Here is a 15,251-nt window from a genome sequence, read left to right as displayed (position 1 = left end):
CGCCCGCCGCGACAAGGGCAAGTCGGAACCGACCGGCGCGATCGGGGGTTGAAGCCTTGGCGTCCGGGGGCGAGGATCGTTTCCGGGAAGCGGCGGGGGGCATGGCGTGCGGCGCATTATCGTGGTGGTGGTCATGGCGCTCGCGGCCTGTGCGCCGAGGGGCAATTTCGCCTCGGTCCCCCAAGGGGCAAAGGTCGAGGCGACCGAGGCGATCTTCGTCGGCACCACACGCAAAGCGGGCGATGCAGGCGGCTTTGGCCGCGAACGCTCGGACGATGCGCATTTCCTGCGTTATGACATCGCGATCCCGGTGGACCGCGATCCGGGAGAACTGACCTGGCCGCCCACGGTAGGCAAGCCCGACGTGGCGAAACACTTCCTGACCCAGAACGCGCTGCTGTTCGACGGATCGGATTCCTTTCGCAACAGCCTGCGCGAGGCGATGCGCATCCGCAAGCAGACCAGCGCCGTGGTCTATGTGCACGGGTTCAACACCCGGATGGCCGAGGGCGTCTACCGGGTGGCGCAGATGCACCATGACCTGAAGGTGCCGGGCGTGGCGGTGCATTACGCCTGGCCCTCGCGCGGGTCGGCGCTGGGCTATGTCTACGACCGCGACTCGATGCTGTATTCCCGCAGCGGGTTCGAAGACCTGCTGAACGAGGTGGCCGGCGCCGGGGCAAAGGACATCATCGTCGTCGCGCATTCGATGGGCGCGGCCCTGACAATGGAGACGCTGCGGCAGATGGCCCTGCGCCACCGCTCCAATGCGCTGGACCGGGTGGCGGGGGTGATCCTGATCTCGCCCGACCTGGACCTGGACGTGTTCCGCAGCCAGGCCAAGGACATCGGCAAGTTGCCCGAGCCCTTCCTGGTCTTCGGCAACTCGCGCGACCGCGTGCTGGGCCTGTCCGCGACGCTGTCCGGCACGGGCGAGCGCCTGGGCAATCTGGAGGATGTCTCGGCAATTGCGGACCAGAAGATCATCTACCTCGACACGGCGGCCTACAATACCGGGGACGGGCATCTGAACCTGGGCGAGAATGCCGCGCTTCTCAGCCTGTTCGCGGGGCTGGTGGGAATAGACGAGGCGTTCCGGGCCGATGCCAGGGCGCGGGTCGGCCTGCTTCCGGGGCTGGTCCTGACGGTGCGCAACGCGACCGAGGTGATCCTGTCCCCGATCGGCGAATTGGGCGAGGTACGGGCGGGTCGCTAGGTCTATGGCCGCTGGGCGCCGTTGGTGGCCAGGTAGACGGCGTAGAGCGAGGTGGTGGCGGTGAGGAACAGCCGGTTCCGCCGCGCGCCGCCGAAGGCAAGGTTGGCCACCGTCTCGGGCACCAGGATCTTGCCGAGGCGGGTGCCGTCGGGGGCGAAGCAATGCACTCCGTCGGCGGCCGAGGACCAGAGATTGCCCTGGACATCGACCCGGATCCCGTCCGGGACCCCGGCGTCGATCCGGGCAAAGACGCGCTGGTTGGAGAGCTTCCCCTCGGCCAGGTCGAAGGCGAGGATATGGCGCGGCGTCTCATGCTGCGGGCTGGTGCCGCTGTCGGCAACGTAGAGAATACGCTCGTCCGGGGAGAGACAAAGGCCGTTCGGTTGCAGGAAATCCCCGGCCACGCAGTCGAGCTGGCCGGTGGGGCCAAGGCGGTAGACGCCGCGCACGGGCTGTTCCGGCTCGGCGTGGTAGCCCTCGTAATCCGAGCGGATGCCATAGGTCGGGTCGGTGAACCAGATCGCGCCGTGCGAATCCACGATCACGTCATTGGGCGAGTTGAGGCGGCGGCCCTGGTAGCTGTCGGCAAGGGTGGTGATGCTGCCGTCGATCTCGGTCCGGGTCACGCTGCGGCTTCCGTGCTGGCAGGTGACAAGCCGGCCCTGCCGGTCGCGGGTCTGGCCGTTGGCAAAGCCGGAGGGCTGGCGGAAGGTGGTGATGGCGCCCGGCCCCCCGGCGGCGTCCTGCGACCAGCGCAGGATGCGCTGGTTCGGGATGTCCGAGAACAGCAGGCAGGACTGGTCTGCGAACCAGACCGGCCCCTCGGCCCAGCGGCAGCCGGTGGCGAGGTGGTCCAGCCGGGCCGAGCCGATGATCAGGTCGCGAAAGCGGGGGTCGTCGATCTGGTAGGTCATGGGCTTGCCCCTTTGCATGCAGAATAGGCCAGATGCGAGGGTTGAACAGCCCCGAGGCCAATCCTTCAGCGATCAGCCCCGGCGGCGGAGGTAGACATAATAGGCGCCCGAGCCGCCGTGTTTCAGATGCGCCTCGCTGACCTGAAGCACCGCCGGGCCGAGGGGCGGCAGTCGCAGCCAGTGCGGGACCTGATGGCGCAACGCGCCCATGCGCTGCGGGATCGGGCCCAGATCCTCGCGCTGCTTGCCCTTGCCGGTGATGACGAGGACCAGCCGCATCCCCTGCGACTGGGCGTTCAGGATGAAGCGGATCAGCTCGGGATGCGCCTCGGAGAGCGTCAGGCCATGCAGGTCGATCCGCGCCTCGGGGGCAAGCTTGCCGCGGGTCATCTTGCCGTGGGTGCGGGCATCCATCTGCAGCGGCGCGAGAATCTGGGGCAGCGTGGGCGCAAGGTCGCGGCGCTCGGGCAGGCGGGTCTTTTCGCCCAGCGCGAAGGGCGAGAGGCGGGGCCGCGCAGGCGGCAGGGGTTCGGGCGCAGGCGGCAGCTCGGCGGGTTCGGGCAAAAGCCGGGGGGCGGCATGCATCGGGCGCGCGGTGCTGGCGACGCTGCGCCAGAGGTCGGCCTCCTCGGGCGTCAGATGGCGGCGGCGGGCCATGTCACTGGTCCAGCATGGCGAAGGCGCGGTCGATGGGAAGGAGGAGGACCATCCGCCCGCCGCCCCGGACCGTCCCGGCGGCATTTCCCGCCCCGGAGCCGGTGCCGTAGAAGATGTCGGCGCGCTGCATCCCCTTGATCGCGCCGCCGGTGTCCTGCGCGACCATCAGGCTGCGGATCGGCGCGCGGCCATCCTTCTCGATCCAGACCGGGGCGCCGAGCGGGGTGTAGCGCGGGTCGATGGCGATGGAGCGCAGGGTGGTGATCGACCGGCCCATCGCGCCGATCGGGCCGTCTTTCGGGTCGAGCGTGCCGATCTTGCGGAAGAAGACGTAGGACGGGTTGGTGTCCAGCAATTCCCGCCCCGCGGTCGGTTCGGCGCGGACATGGGCCGCGATCTCCTGCGCCGAGACCTGGTCCAGCGTATGCGTGCCGCGCCGGATCATTTCCTGCCCGACCGAGCGGTAGGAATGGCCGTTCGACCCGGCATAGCCCACGCGCACCACCGTGCCGTCGGTCATGCGGATCCGGCCCGAGCCCTGGACCTGCAGGAAATAGACGTCCACCGCGTCGTCCAGCCAGGCAAGCTCCAGCCCGCGCCCGGCGATGGCCCCGCCCTCGATCGCGGCGCGGGTGTGGTAGGCCATCCCCTCCTGCAATTCGGGCGGGCGGCGATAGAGCGGAAAGCGGAAGCGCCCGGTCGGCACCGGCGAGCCGTCGAGCTCGGGCTCGAAATAGCCGGTGAAGAGGGCGGGGGGATCGCCGACGACGACCGGCTTGAAGAACAGCTCGAAGAAGCTGCGGGCCGAGGCGTCGTCCTGCGGCACGTCGGCGGCAAGGGCGCAGACCGGCTTCCAGTCGGAATCGTCGATCAGGTCGCAAGTGCGCAGGAAACTGGCCAGCGCCTCGACATGGTTGTCGTCATACCAGCCGTCCAGCGCGTCGAAATCCAGCATCTCGGCCGGGGCGGGCTGGGCGGCCATCAGGGCCGCCGCAAGGATGCCAAGGCGCGCCCGCATCGCATCAGTCGCCGGTCGCGACCAGCTGCCAGTTCGGATCGGCCGAACCCATCTGGCGGGCGAAGGTCCAGATGTCGCGCGACTTCTTGATCTCGCGCGGGGAGCCCTCGACGATCTCGCCGGCCTTGTTGCGCACGACATAGGTCTGTTCGCCGACGAAGCGGACCGAGATTTCCGCGAATCCGCTGTCCTTGTTGAAGGTCGCGTCCTGCAGTTCCAGCTCCTTCATGCCGACGAAACTGGCCTCGACCGTAAGGCCCTCGGCCTCGCGCTGGGCGATGGCTTCGGCGAAGCTGGCCTCGACGTCATCCGACAGGAAGGGGCGGATACGGTCGAGCTCGCCCTTCTCGAAGGCCATCAGGATCATCTCGTAGGCCCCGCGCGCACCTTCCAGGAAGGGGCGCACGACGAAGGAGGGTTCGGCCCGCTTCATCTCGGCCAGGGCGCGGGCGCTGTCCGAGCCTTCGGGCACATGGTCGGTGATGTCGCGGTCAGGGCCGCCCTCGATCACCTCGAAGTCGCGGCGCACACGGGGTTTCACGTCTTCCAGCGGGACGGGGGGTTTCTCGAAACCGTCACGGGTGCCCAGGACCGAGCGCAGCTTGAGGATGAGAAAGATCGCGATCCCGGCAAGGACCAGGAGTTGGATCAGGGACCCGTTCATGCGTTGACCTCTGAAGGCTTGTAGTTCCGTTTGGATTTTGCACTGCTTGACCCTATGTAGGGGCGGGCATGGGCGAAGTCTACCACAGGCGACCGGCCAGAGTGGCAAGAGGGTGAGTGAGATGTGGATTCTGCTGGCAATTCTTGCCGTTCCGCTGATCGAGATCGGGCTTTTCGTGACCCTCGGCGGGGCGATCGGACTGTGGGCGACGCTGGCCTGGGTGCTGATCTCGGCCGCGCTGGGGCTGGTGGTGCTGAAGGGGATCGCGACCACGGGCTCGGTCACGCTGGGCCGCGACATGCACGAGCTGGCCGATCCGCTGTCGCCGATCGCGCATCGGGTGATGGTGGTGATGGCCGGGGGCCTTCTGCTGCTGCCGGGCTTCTTCACCGATGCGCTGGGCATCCTGCTTCTGATCCCGCCGCTGCGGACACTGGTGATCCGGCTGGTCGGGCGCAGGCTGGCCAAGCGCGGGGTGGTGGTGCAGTCCACGGTGATCGAGGGCGAATGGCATGAGGTTCCGCCCCCCGGTCAGGGCAATTCCTCGGCGCCGCCCTCGCAATGGACGCGGCATTGAGGGCGCGGGCCTGACCTGATAGGAACGCGGCAGTCCCGCGAAGGAGTATCAGGAATGGCCGAAGAAACCCCGGCAGAAAACGGCAACGGCGCCGCCGCGCCGGCCCAGCCGCAACAGGTCCGCATGCAGGTGCTGGCGCAATATGTGCGCGACCTGTCGTTCGAGAATGTCGTCGTCCAGAAGGGCCTGAGCGCGGGCGAGGTCCAGCCCGACATTCAGGTCGCCGTCAGCCTGGACGCGCGCAAGCGGCCGGCAGCGAACCAGTTCGAAGTGATCACCAAGTTCAAGGTGACCTCGAAGAACAAGGCCAACGGCGACACGCTGTTCCTGCTTGAACTGGAATACGGCGGCACCTTCCTGATCGAGGGCGTCGCGGACGAGCAGCTGCATCCCTTCCTGCTGATCGAATGCCCGCGCATGCTGTTCCCCTTCGTGCGTCGGATCATCTCGGACGTGACGCGCGACGGCGGCTTCCCGGCGTTGAACGTGGATCAGGTGGATTTCCTGTCGCTGTATCGTCAGGAACTGGCGCGGCGTGCGCAGGCCCAGGCACCGGAAAAGGTGAACTGAGGCTTCAGGCCGGTTTCTTCCAGATGGCCGCATCGCCCAGCTTTGCGACCATCGCCTCATGCGCCGCGATCTCCTCGGGCGTGATCAGGGGGGGCAGGGGCACCGGCCGGGGACGGGGGCGCCAGCCGGTCTCGCCGCCCTGGCCCCGGTTGGCGGCCGGCGTCGCGCTGCCCAGCACCAGATCGGGCTGACGGCCGCCGATCAGCTCGAGATAGACCTCGGCCAGGATCTCGCTGTCGAGCAGCGCGCCGTGCTTTTCGCGCATGGTGTTGTCCACCCCGAAGCGGCGGCACAAGGCATCCAGCGAGGCGGGAGAACCGGGGAACTTGGTCCGCGCCATCATCAGCGTGTCGGTCGCGCGCGCGAAGGGCAGGCCCGGCAGGCCGCACCGTTCCAGCTCGAAGTTCAGGAATTTCATGTCGAAGGCGGCGTTGTGGATCACCAGCTGCGCCTCGCCGACGAAATCCAGGAAGGCGCGGCCGATGCGGGCAAAGACCGGCTTGTCGCGCAGGGTCACGCTGCCGGGGACGGGCTGGCCGGGGGTTTCAAGGATGTCGTGGCCGATGCCATGCACCTCGAACGCCTCGCGCGGCATCCCGCGCTCGGGGTTGATGTACTGGTGGTAGGTCCGGCCGGTGGGCAGGTGGTTGAACAGTTCCACCGCGCCGATTTCGACGATGCGGTGGCCTTCCGAGGGTTCGAAGCCGGTGGTTTCGGTGTCGAGGACGATCTCACGCATCAAGGGTCCGCCGGATGGTTTCCAACACCTCTTTCACCGCCGTCTCGGCGGATGCAAGGCTGGTGGTGGGGATGATGTAATCCGCCCGCACGCGTTTTTCGGCATCGGGCATCTGGCGCGAGAGGATCAGCTGGAAATCCGCCTCGGAGGTGCCGCGCGCCAGCACACGCTCGCGCTGCACCTCGGGGGGGACCGAGACCACCGCCACGGCGTCGCAGGCAGAGTCGAGGCCGGTCTCGTAGAGAAGCGGCACGTCGAGGAGCACGATGGGGGCATCGTGGTGGTCGGCAAGGAACTGCGCGCGATCCTGGGCCACCAGCGGATGTACGGCGGCGTTGATCCGGTCCAGCGCAGAAGGGTCGTGCTGAATGATTTGACGCAGGCGGGGACGGCTGACGGCGCCACCCTCGATCGCCTGCGGGAACAGCGCGGCGATGGCCAGCGCGGCCGGCTGCCCGGCGCCGTAAAGACGATGGACGGCGGCGTCGGCATCCCAGACCGGAATCCCCTCGGCTGCGAACATCTGCGCGGTGGTGGACTTGCCCATGCCGATCCCGCCGGTGAGGCCCAGCTTGAAGCTCATGCGGCCAGCACGGCCTTGCGGGTGGCCTCGTCGACCTCGGGCCGGACGCCGAACCATCGTTCGAAGGCGGGGACCGCCTGGTGCAGAAGCATCCCCAGCCCGTCGACAACGGTGCAGCCGCGCGCCTCGGCCTCGATCAGCAGCTGGGTCTGCAGGGGCGTATAGACCAGATCGGTGACCAGCGCGCGGGGGTTCAGCCCGTCCAGCGACACCCGGAAATCCGGCTTGCCGGTCATGCCCAGCGAGGTGGTGTTGACCAGCGTCGCCACGTCACCCAGGAGGTTCCCGGCCTGCACCCATTCATGCACCTGCACCTTGGCCCCGAAGTCCGAGCGCAGCGCATCGGCGCGGGGGCGGGTGCGGTTGCAGATGCGGATTTCCGGCACGCCGACCTCGATCAGCGCGGCGACCACGGCGCGCGCGGCGCCGCCCGCGCCCAGCACCATGGCGGGACCGGCGGCGGGGGCCCAGTTCGGCGCGTTCTGCCGCAGGTTGGCGATGAAGCCGGAGCCGTCGGTGTTGTCGGCCTGGATCTTGCCGTCCTTGCGGAAGATCAGCGTATTCGCCGCCCCGATCAGCGCGGCGCGGTCGGTCACGATGTCGGCGATATGCAGGATCGCCTCCTTGTGCGGAATCGTGATGTTCGCCCCGACGAAGCCGAGGCGCGGCAGGGTGCGGATCAACTCGGCCAGGTCGGTGGGGGCGATGTCGATCGGGATGTAATGCCCCGGCAGGCCGTACCGCTTCAGCCAGTAGCTGTGCAGGGCGGGGCTGCGGCTGTGGGCGATGGGATGGCCGATGACGGCGGCAAGCGGGATGCGGGGATGGTCGGTCATCTGGCGATCATGCCCTTTGTTCCCGCCCAAGCCAACAGGGGCAGCAGCGGCAGGCCGAGAATGGTGAAATGGTCGCCGGAAATGGCGGAAAACAGCCGGACGCCCTCCTCCTCGATCCTGTAGCAGCCGACCGAGTGGCGGATGCTGTCCCAGTTCCGGGCCAGATAATCGTCCAGATAGGCGTCGCTGAAGGCGTGCATGGTCAGCCGCGCCTCGGCGACATGGCGCCAGACGGGCTCGCCCTTCTCATAGGCCACGATGGCGGAGAGGAGCTTGTGCGACCTTGCGCGCAGGCGCAGCAGCTGGTTGCGGGCATCCTGCGGCGTTTCGGGCTTGGCGAAGGTCTCGCGGTCCAGCGCCAGGACCTGGTCGCAGCCAAGGACGATGGCCTCGGGCCGTTTCTCGGCCACCTTGCGCGCCTTCATCTCGGCCAGCGCATCAGCAATGTCGCGGGGATGCGCGCCCTCGGCGACCAGCGCGTCGCGGACCGCCGCCTCATCGACGCGGGGGGCGACGGCTTCGACCGCAAGACCGGCGGCGCGAAGCATCTGCAGCCGGGTGGGCGAGGTGGAAGCGAGGATGAGATGCATGGAGGATCCTGTGGATATCCGCGGTTTGTTCCTGGGCCCTCTGCGGGGGTGAAAGTGATGCCGGCGGGCCGCCTGTGGGCTTCTGTCGCAGTCCGGGCCGCCCGGGCCAGAGATATCCCGCTGTGCAGGGGATTGCCACGCACTTGCGGAAAACAGGTTGTGCCTGTGGCCCCCGCGCCGTGTGCCTGTGGATGACCTGGCGCCATGAAATTCCGCAATGCGTTGAAATCAAATTATTTTCATCCAGGACATGCCCGACGGTCCCGGCTTTTACCGATCTTGTCCCCAGCCTGGCCCCTGTGGAAGAAGCCGGGGATCAACCCGCTAATCCCGTTCTTCACAGGCCCTGCATCATCAACATTCCTTCTTCATTCTTTTCTTTATAGAAGGAGGACCGCAGGAAACGGGAAGGTGACGATGGACTGGATCACGGATCTTCTGGCCGACTGGTACCTGGTCACGAAGTCGCTGCACGTCATCTCGGTGATCGCCTGGATGGCGGGGATGTTCTACCTGCCCCGGCTCTACGTTTATCATGTGGAGCAGGTGGAGCCGGGTTCGGCGACCGACAGGATGTTCCAGACCATGGAGCGGCGGTTGCTGCGCGCGATCATCAACCCGGCGATGGCGGCGACCTGGACCTTCGGGCTGGCGCTGGTGTTTACCCCCGGTGTGGTGGACTGGTCCTTCACCTGGCCCTGGGTGAAGGCAGGCGCGGTGCTGGCGATGAGCTGGTTCCACGGCTGGCTGTCCGCCAGGCGCAGGGAGTTTGCCAAGGGGACCAACACCCGCAGCGGGCGGACCTACCGGATGATGAACGAGGTGCCGACCGTCCTGATGGTCATCATCGTCTTTTCGGTGATCACCCGGTTCTGATTGCCCATTCTGATTGATTGACTTTTGCGGCCCCGCGCATTAGGTGCGGCTTCGCAGGGCTGTCCGGCCCAAGGCATCTCCCGTCCTCCACTTGTGACGATCCGCCCCTTTCCGGGCCGATCCGCCAAAGGTCTGTCCATGTCCGTCGAACGCTTGAATCTCGCACAACTCAAGGCCAAGACCCCGGCCGACCTTCTGGCCATGGCCGAGGAATGGGAGATCGAGAACGCGCCCTCGATGCGCAAGGGCGAGATGATGTTCTCGCTTCTGAAGGAACATGCCGAGGAAGGCTGGGAAATCGGCGGCGACGGCGTGCTGGAGGTCTTGCAGGACGGGTTCGGCTTCCTGCGCTCGCCCGAGGCCAACTACCTGCCGGGGCCGGATGACATCTACGTCTCGCCCGAGATGATCCGCCAGTTCTCGCTGCGGACCGGGGATTCCATCGAAGGGGTGATCAAGGCCCCGTCCGAGACCGAGCGTTATTTCAGCCTGACCAAGGCCACCAAGATCAATTTCGACGACCCAGAGAAGGCCAAGCACAAGGTCCATTTCGACAACCTCACGCCGCTGTATCCCGACGAGCGTTTGAAGATGGAAGTCGAGGATCCGATGATCAAGGACCGCTCGGCCCGGATCATCGACCTGGTCTCGCCCATCGGCAAGGGCCAGCGCGGGCTGATCGTGGCGCCGCCGCGGACGGGCAAGACGGTGCTGCTGCAGAACATCGCGCATTCCATCGCGACCAACCATCCGGAGTGCTATCTGATCGTCCTTCTGATCGACGAACGCCCCGAGGAAGTCACCGACATGCAGCGCACGGTGAAGGGCGAGGTCGTGGCCTCGACCTTCGACGAACCGGCGACGCGGCACGTCGCGGTGGCGGAAATGGTGATCGAAAAGGCCAAGCGCCTGGTCGAGCACAAGCGCGACGTGGTGATCCTGCTCGACTCGATCACCCGCCTGGGCCGGGCTTTCAACACCGTGGTTCCGTCCTCGGGCAAGGTGCTGACCGGCGGTGTCGATGCCAACGCGCTGCAACGCCCGAAACGCTTCTTCGGCGCGGCGCGGAACATCGAGGAGGGCGGGTCGCTGACCATCATCGCGACGGCGCTGATCGATACCGGCAGCCGGATGGACGAGGTGATCTTCGAAGAATTCAAGGGCACCGGCAACTCCGAGATCGTGCTGGACCGCAAGGTGGCCGACAAGCGCGTCTTCCCGGCGATGGACATCCTCAAGTCCGGCACCCGGAAAGAGGACCTGCTGGTCGACAAGACCGACCTGCAGAAGACCTACGTCCTGCGCCGCATCCTGAACCCGATGGGCACTACGGATGCGATCGAGTTCCTGATCTCGAAGCTGAAGCAGACGAAGTCGAACTCGGAATTCTTCGAGTCGATGAACACCTGACAGGCGGCTGGCGATGGACACGATCTATGCCCTCGCCACGGCGCGGGGTCGGTCGGGCCTCGCCGTGGTTCGTGTATCGGGACCGGCGGCTTTTGCGGCCGGTCTTGCGCTGTGCGGCTCGCTTCCAGATGCGCGGGTGGCGGGGCTGCGGCGGCTGATCTGGGGTGGAGAGCTGCTGGACGAGGCCTTGGTTCTGTCCTTTTCCGAGGGCGCGAGCTTTACCGGCGAGGCGGTGGTGGAACTGCACTGCCACGGCGGCCCGGCGGTGGTGGGCGCGGTGCTGCGGGCGCTGGCAGGGCAACCCGGCTTGCGGTTGGCCGAGCCGGGGGAGTTCACCCGCCGCGCGCTGGAAAACGGCGTTCTGGACCTGGCGCAGGTCGAAGGTCTGGCCGACCTGATCGACGCTGAGACCGAGGCGCAGCGACGGCAGGCGGTGCGGGTGCTGTCCGGCTCGGTGGGCCACAAGGTCGAGGGCTGGCGGCGCGACCTGATCCGGGCCGGGGCGCTTCTGGAGGCGACCATCGACTTCGCCGATGAAGATGTGCCGGTGGATGTCTCGCCCGAGGTGCTGGCGCTGATCGACGGGCTGATGGCCGACCTCGGGCACGAGGCGGCGGGGGTGGCGGCGGCGGAGCGGATCCGGGATGGGTTCGAGGTCGCCATCGTCGGGGCGCCGAACGCCGGGAAGTCGACGCTGCTGAACCAGCTCGCGGGGCGCGAGGCCGCGATTACTTCCGAGATTGCCGGGACGACGCGCGACGTGATCGAGGTGCGGATGGAGATCGCCGGGCTGCCGGTTACCTTCCTGGATACCGCCGGCCTGCGGGAAACCGAGGATCGGCTGGAGCAGGCAGGCATCGACCGCGCCCTGGCCCGGGCGCAAGCGGCGGATTTGCGCCTGTTCCTGACGGATGGATCCGCCGTGCCGGGGTTGGAGCCTGTTGGCAATGATCTTGTGGTTCTTGGTAAGGCTGACACAAGATCAGGTGGCGCTGAACTGTCGGTCTCGGGAAAGACGGGGGCCGGAGTGCCAGAACTGATGGCCCGGATCGGCGAAATCCTGGGCGAACGCGTCGGTTCCGCCGGCGCTTTGGTGCGCGAACGGCATCGCGTGGCTGTTACAACCGCGATTGCCGCTCTGGCCGAGTCACGGGTGGAAGTGGTAAGAGATGACTCGCGCGTCGAATTGGCGGCGGAGCATCTGCGGCAGGCTGTCCGCGCGCTGGACGCGCTGGTCGGGCGAGTGGATGTCGACGACCTCCTCGGCGAGATTTTCGCCAGCTTCTGCATCGGCAAGTGAAGGGTGTTCCACGTGAAACACTACGATGTCATCGTGATCGGCGGCGGCCATGCGGGCGCTGAAGCGGCTGCTGCAGCGGCCCGGATGGGCGTCTCAACGGCCCTGGTGACGCTGCGGATCGAGACTTTGGGCGCGATGTCGTGCAATCCGGCGATCGGAGGCCTGGGCAAGGGGCATCTGGTGCGCGAGATCGACGCGCTGGATGGTTTGATGGGACGGATGGCGGACCGGGCAGGCATCCAGTTCCGCTTGCTGAACCGGCGGAAGGGTCCTGCCGTGCAGGGGCCGCGCGCCCAGATCGACCGACGCCTCTATCGGGACGCGATGCGAGCCGAGCTCCTGGCGACGCCGGGGCTGGAGGTGATCGAGGGCGAAGTGGCGGGTTTCCGCCTGACCGGCGGCGCTGTCGCCGGAGTCGTGCTGGCGTCCGGCCTGGAGCTTGCATCGGGCCGGATCGTGCTGACGGCCGGGACTTTCCTGAATGGGGTGATCCATATCGGCGACCGGCGGATGTCGGGCGGGCGGATGGGGGATTCGCCCTCGCGCCTGCTGGCGGCGCAACTGGCCGAACTGGCCTTGCCCGTTGGACGGCTGAAGACGGGCACCCCGCCGCGGCTGGACGGTCGCACGATCGAATGGTCGCGGCTTGAGCACCAGGCTGGAGATGAGGTTCCGGTTGTGTTTTCCTTCCTGAACCGGGCGCCGGAAGCACAGCAGATCTCCTGCGGCATCACGCATACTTCCGAGGCAACACACCAGATCGTGCGGGACAACCTCTCCCGATCCGCAATGTATGGGGGGCATATCGAAGGCGTGGGTCCGCGCTACTGCCCCTCGATCGAGGACAAGGTCGTACGCTTTGCCGAGAAGACCTCGCATCAGGTCTTCCTGGAGCCCGAGGGTCTGGATGACCACACCGTCTATCCTAACGGGCTCTCGACCTCGCTGCCAGAGGAAGTGCAGTCTGCCTATATCCGGACGATCCCCGGCCTTGAGCGGACCGAGATCCTGCAACCGGGTTACGCGATCGAATACGACTACTTCGACCCGCGCGGGCTGTACCGTACCCTGGAAACCCGTGCGGTGAAGGGCCTGTATTTTGCCGGCCAGATCAACGGGACCACGGGCTATGAGGAGGCGGGGGCGCAAGGTCTTGTGGCTGGCCTGAATGCCGCCGCAGCATCAAGGGGTATGGTCCCGATCGAATTCAGCCGGACCGACAGCTACATCGGCGTGATGCTGGACGATCTCATCTCCCGCGGCGTTACCGAGCCGTATCGGATGTTCACCTCGCGCGCGGAATTCCGGCTGACTGTTCGGGCGGACAATGCGGACCGCCGGCTGACTCCTCTTGGCATCGCGGCAGGCTGCGTAAGCGACGCCCGCCGGGCTGCTTTCCTGGCCAAGCGAGAGGCTCTTGAAACCAGTCGCGATGCTCTGTCCGCCGTGATGGTCGGCGCGAAGGTGCTTGCGGAAGCAGGTGTGAACATCAGCCGAGACGGGAACAAGCGGAGCGCTTATGCGGCACTGGCTCTGCCTGGCGCGGATCTTGGCGTGCTGGCCAGCGTGGTGGATGTGTTCGGGACTGTGTCATCGGAGCTGCTGGAACAGCTCCAGATTGATTCGATGTATGACCAATATGCGGATCGGCAGGCGCGGGAAGTCTCCGACTTGCGTCGGCAGGAGACGCAGCTGATCCCGGAGTCTTTTGATTATTGTGGTATTTCGGGACTTTCGACGGAACTTCGGCTGAAATTGATGCGCGACCGCCCGGAAACGATCCTGCAGGCGTCGCGAATCGAAGGCGTGACACCTGCGGCTCTCGTCCTGATTCTCGCCCATCTTCGCAAACCGAAGGCGGAGCCTGTCCGGGCATGACAGCTGTGGGCCTTCCCGGCGTCGATGTTTCACGTGAAACAGTCCAGACTCTTCTGGATTTCGAAATGCTCGTCCGAAAATGGACGACAGCGATCAATCTCGTGAGCAAGTCGACAGTTTCCGAGATCTGGCAAAGACACATCTCCGATTCGGCGCAGATCTTCCAGTATTTTCCAGCGGGGGCGAAAAACTGGCTCGACCTCGGGTCGGGCGGCGGTTTTCCGGGAATCGTTGTCTCGATTCTGGCGCGTGAACTGGCTCCTGGGCTGCGCGTGACGCTTGTCGAATCCGATAGACGTAAAGCGACATTTCTTCGGCAGGCCGCACAACAGTTTGGATTGGACGTCGTGGTCCTCGATAAACGAATCGAATCGATTCCGCCGCAGGCGGCAGATGTGCTGTCAGCCCGCGCGCTATCGCCGCTCTCCGACCTGCTGTCTCATGCCAGCACACATCTCCACCCCGCGGGCGTCGCGATTTTTCCGAAGGGTGCGCGTTACAATGAGGAATTGGCAGAGGCCCGGTCCACTTGGGACTTCGATGTCGAAATCAAGCCGAGCTGCTCCGATCCAGGTGCGGCGATTCTCGTGATCAGGAATATACATCGTGCTGCCCAAGCCTGAAGCAAAGCCGCATATCCTTGCCCTGGCCAATCAGAAGGGCGGAGTCGGCAAGACGACAACTGCGATCAATCTGGCCGCAGGCCTTGCGGAACTTGGCAAGCGCGTGCTTCTGGTGGACATAGATCCGCAAGGAAACTCTTCCACCGGCATGGGAATTCGCCCGGATGACCGGAAGCGGACGAGCTACGACTTGATCGTCGATGGCGCAAGCATACAAGATGTGGTGATGCCGACATCGATGGAACAGATCTCCATCATTCCGGCGAATGCGGATCTCTCCTCGGCCGATCTGGAAATCGTGTCCAACGAACGGCGCAGCTACTTGTTGCATGACGCGCTGCATCGGCCGGAAATCGACGGTTATGGCTTCGACTACATCCTGATCGATTGCCCCCCGGCCCTCAGCCTGTTGACCATCAATGCCCTGGTCGCAAGCGATTCGGTCCTTGTCCCGCTGCAATGCGAGTTCTTCGCGCTTGAAGGCCTATCCCAGTTGATGTTGACGATTCGCGACGTGCGCCGCTCGGCGAATCCCGACCTGCGGATCGAAGGTATAGTGTTGACCATGCATGACCGCCGCAACAGGTTGACGGCGCAGGTCGAAGCGGATGCGCGCGCGAACATGGGGGAACTGGTCATGCGGACCACGATCCCGCGCAACGTGCGAATCAGCGAGGCGCCGTCCCATGCCTTGCCCGTGCTGAGCTACGACCCGGCCTCCAAGGGCGCCGAGGCCTACAGGGCCCTGGCCAGGGAAATCGCCGATCGCCGCAAGACTCCCGCAACAGCAGAGGCCTGAC

17 protein-coding genes are annotated in these 15,251 nt (G+C 66.0%); 9 read left to right on the top strand and 8 right to left on the bottom strand.

The features are described from left to right. The first annotated feature begins 106 nt into the window (after positions 1 to 106). Positions 107 to 1,216: an alpha/beta hydrolase gene (locus tag I7S92_RS09985; RefSeq protein WP_197643491.1), complete on the top strand. Its 1,110-nt coding sequence runs from the start codon at positions 107 to 109 to the stop codon at positions 1,214 to 1,216. Positions 1,217 to 1,218: 2 nt separating this feature from the next. Here the strand turns inward: I7S92_RS09985 and I7S92_RS09980 are convergent, their stop codons facing one another. From I7S92_RS09980 to I7S92_RS09965, 4 genes are all read right to left on the bottom strand, one after another. Continuing rightward, positions 1,219 to 2,130 (bottom strand): SMP-30/gluconolactonase/LRE family protein, encoded by a 912-nt coding sequence (locus I7S92_RS09980; protein ID WP_197643489.1) that lies wholly within the window; start codon positions 2,128 to 2,130, stop codon positions 1,219 to 1,221. 72 nt (positions 2,131 to 2,202) lie between these two features. Beyond that, positions 2,203 to 2,787, bottom strand: a complete 585-nt coding sequence (locus tag I7S92_RS09975; protein ID WP_197643487.1) for a Smr/MutS family protein — start codon at positions 2,785 to 2,787, stop codon at positions 2,203 to 2,205. A 1-nt stretch (position 2,788) separates the two neighbouring features. Further along, positions 2,789 to 3,805 carry a murein transglycosylase A gene (mltA, locus tag I7S92_RS09970; RefSeq protein WP_197643484.1) on the bottom strand — a complete coding sequence of 339 codons (1,017 nt, stop codon included), beginning with the start codon at positions 3,803 to 3,805 and terminating at the stop codon, positions 2,789 to 2,791. A 4-nt stretch (positions 3,806 to 3,809) separates the two neighbouring features. Continuing rightward, positions 3,810 to 4,469: a Tim44/TimA family putative adaptor protein gene (locus I7S92_RS09965; RefSeq protein ID WP_197643482.1), complete on the bottom strand. Its 660-nt coding sequence runs from the start codon at positions 4,467 to 4,469 to the stop codon at positions 3,810 to 3,812. A 121-nt stretch (positions 4,470 to 4,590) separates the two neighbouring features. Here I7S92_RS09965 and I7S92_RS09960 point away from each other — a divergent pair, with 121 nt between their 5' ends. After that, positions 4,591 to 5,046, top strand: coding sequence for an FxsA family protein (locus I7S92_RS09960; RefSeq protein ID WP_197643480.1), 456 nt, complete (start codon positions 4,591 to 4,593; stop codon positions 5,044 to 5,046). A 54-nt stretch (positions 5,047 to 5,100) separates the two neighbouring features. After that, the gene (gene secB, locus I7S92_RS09955) at positions 5,101 to 5,616 is read left to right on the top strand and encodes a protein-export chaperone SecB (protein WP_197643478.1); all 516 of its coding nucleotides are present in this window, start codon (positions 5,101 to 5,103) and stop codon (positions 5,614 to 5,616) included. A gap of 4 nt (positions 5,617 to 5,620) precedes the next feature. Here secB and dnaQ read toward each other — a convergent pair whose 3' ends face one another. The 4 genes from dnaQ to I7S92_RS09935 are packed head-to-tail and all read right to left on the bottom strand — an operon-like array spanning position 5,621 to position 8,364. Next, the gene (gene dnaQ, locus I7S92_RS09950) at positions 5,621 to 6,355 is read right to left on the bottom strand and encodes a DNA polymerase III subunit epsilon (protein ID WP_197643477.1); all 735 of its coding nucleotides are present in this window, start codon (positions 6,353 to 6,355) and stop codon (positions 5,621 to 5,623) included. Beyond that, the gene (coaE, locus tag I7S92_RS09945) at positions 6,348 to 6,938 is read right to left on the bottom strand and encodes a dephospho-CoA kinase (protein WP_197643476.1); all 591 of its coding nucleotides are present in this window, start codon (positions 6,936 to 6,938) and stop codon (positions 6,348 to 6,350) included. The genes dnaQ and coaE overlap by 8 nt, the downstream gene beginning before the upstream one ends. After that, the gene (locus I7S92_RS09940; RefSeq protein WP_197643475.1) at positions 6,935 to 7,774 is read right to left on the bottom strand and encodes a shikimate dehydrogenase; all 840 of its coding nucleotides are present in this window, start codon (positions 7,772 to 7,774) and stop codon (positions 6,935 to 6,937) included. Before I7S92_RS09940 ends, coaE begins: the two co-directional genes overlap by 4 nt. Next, positions 7,771 to 8,364 carry a Maf family protein gene (locus I7S92_RS09935; RefSeq protein ID WP_197643474.1) on the bottom strand — a complete coding sequence of 198 codons (594 nt, stop codon included), beginning with the start codon at positions 8,362 to 8,364 and terminating at the stop codon, positions 7,771 to 7,773. Before I7S92_RS09935 ends, I7S92_RS09940 begins: the two co-directional genes overlap by 4 nt. Before the next feature lie 417 nt (positions 8,365 to 8,781). On the opposite strand from I7S92_RS09935, the gene I7S92_RS09930 reads away from it, so the two are divergent. The 6 genes from I7S92_RS09930 to I7S92_RS09905 all read left to right on the top strand — a co-directional run bounded on the left by I7S92_RS09930 (position 8,782) and on the right by I7S92_RS09905 (position 15,250). Continuing rightward, positions 8,782 to 9,240, top strand: coding sequence for a CopD family protein (locus tag I7S92_RS09930; protein WP_197643473.1), 459 nt, complete (start codon positions 8,782 to 8,784; stop codon positions 9,238 to 9,240). Positions 9,241 to 9,378: 138 nt separating this feature from the next. Then, positions 9,379 to 10,650 carry a transcription termination factor Rho gene (rho, locus tag I7S92_RS09925; RefSeq protein ID WP_197643472.1) on the top strand — a complete coding sequence of 424 codons (1,272 nt, stop codon included), beginning with the start codon at positions 9,379 to 9,381 and terminating at the stop codon, positions 10,648 to 10,650. 13 nt (positions 10,651 to 10,663) lie between these two features. Continuing rightward, complete coding sequence (gene mnmE, locus I7S92_RS09920; protein ID WP_197643470.1) at positions 10,664 to 11,950, top strand: tRNA uridine-5-carboxymethylaminomethyl(34) synthesis GTPase MnmE; 1,287 nt, start codon at positions 10,664 to 10,666, stop codon at positions 11,948 to 11,950. 12 nt (positions 11,951 to 11,962) lie between these two features. Continuing rightward, on the top strand, positions 11,963 to 13,828 hold the full coding sequence (gene mnmG, locus I7S92_RS09915) for a tRNA uridine-5-carboxymethylaminomethyl(34) synthesis enzyme MnmG (protein WP_197643468.1): 1,866 nt from the start codon (positions 11,963 to 11,965) through the stop codon (positions 13,826 to 13,828). Next, positions 13,825 to 14,451, top strand: coding sequence for a 16S rRNA (guanine(527)-N(7))-methyltransferase RsmG (gene rsmG / locus I7S92_RS09910; RefSeq protein WP_197643466.1), 627 nt, complete (start codon positions 13,825 to 13,827; stop codon positions 14,449 to 14,451). The genes mnmG and rsmG overlap by 4 nt, the downstream gene beginning before the upstream one ends. Beyond that, positions 14,438 to 15,250 carry a ParA family protein gene (locus I7S92_RS09905; protein WP_197643678.1) on the top strand — a complete coding sequence of 271 codons (813 nt, stop codon included), beginning with the start codon at positions 14,438 to 14,440 and terminating at the stop codon, positions 15,248 to 15,250. Before rsmG ends, I7S92_RS09905 begins: the two co-directional genes overlap by 14 nt. Position 15,251: the final 1 nt, after the last annotated feature.

The organism is Tabrizicola soli (assembly GCF_015999335.1).
Taxonomy (GTDB): Bacteria; Pseudomonadota; Alphaproteobacteria; order Rhodobacterales; family Rhodobacteraceae; genus Tabrizicola; species Tabrizicola soli.
The sequence above is the reverse complement of the archived record's forward strand: the minus strand, read 5'-3'. Positions and strand labels throughout refer to the sequence as shown.